This window comes from Vibrio sp. TRT 29B02 (assembly GCF_050113655.1).
Lineage (GTDB): Bacteria > Pseudomonadota > Gammaproteobacteria > Enterobacterales > Vibrionaceae > Vibrio.
On the sequence record NZ_JBNJOJ010000074.1, the window covers coordinates 1 to 611 of the forward strand.

4 tRNA genes and 1 rRNA gene are annotated in these 611 nt (G+C 48.1%); all 5 read right to left on the bottom strand.

The annotated features are described in order from the left end of the window. Positions 1 to 127: 127 nt before the first annotated feature. Positions 128 to 203 (bottom strand) — tRNA-Val (locus tag ACQEXT_RS21225). Between the two features lie 13 nt (positions 204 to 216). Further along, positions 217 to 292 (bottom strand) — tRNA-Ala (locus ACQEXT_RS21230). 14 nt (positions 293 to 306) lie between these two features. Beyond that, positions 307 to 382: transfer RNA gene (locus tag ACQEXT_RS21235), tRNA-Lys, on the bottom strand. Between the two features lie 2 nt (positions 383 to 384). Continuing rightward, positions 385 to 460 (bottom strand) — tRNA-Glu (locus tag ACQEXT_RS21240). A gap of 87 nt (positions 461 to 547) precedes the next feature. After that, positions 548 to 611 (bottom strand): 16S ribosomal RNA (locus tag ACQEXT_RS21245); the annotation flags it as partial.

The window sequence follows — 611 nt, forward strand, 5'->3', positions numbered from 1 at the left end:
TTAATTTGAATAACAACGCATATCAAAGATATGGGGATTGTTGTTATTCGTCAGCTTTCCAAATTGTTAAAGAGCAAGTTTCTTTCGAAACCATTTTTAAGAACACTCAAGCAAGTATGCTTAAAGATGGTGGGCGATACCGGGCTCGAACCAGTGACCCCCTGCTTGTAAGGCAGGTGCTCTCCCAACTGAGCTAATCGCCCATCGAATCAAGAATGGTGGAGCTAAGCAGGATCGAACTGCTGACCTCCTGCGTGCAAGGCAGGCGCTCTCCCAGCTGAGCTATAGCCCCATATCTTGAGAAAATGGTGGGTCGTGCAGGATTCGAACCTGCGACCAATTGATTAAAAGTCAACTGCTCTACCAACTGAGCTAACGACCCAATGGTATCCCGTAGGGGAGTCGAACCCCTGTTACCGCCGTGAAAGGGCGGTGTCCTAGGCCTCTAGACGAACGGGACACTAAGTGAACATCTTGGGGGATGTTCTTTCTCTTAAACTACATAAACCATCAATCTGTGTGAACACTCATCGCAATAATCATCGTATAAGGAGGTGATCCAGCCCCAGGTTCCCCTAGGGCTACCTTGTTACGACTTCACCCCAGTCATG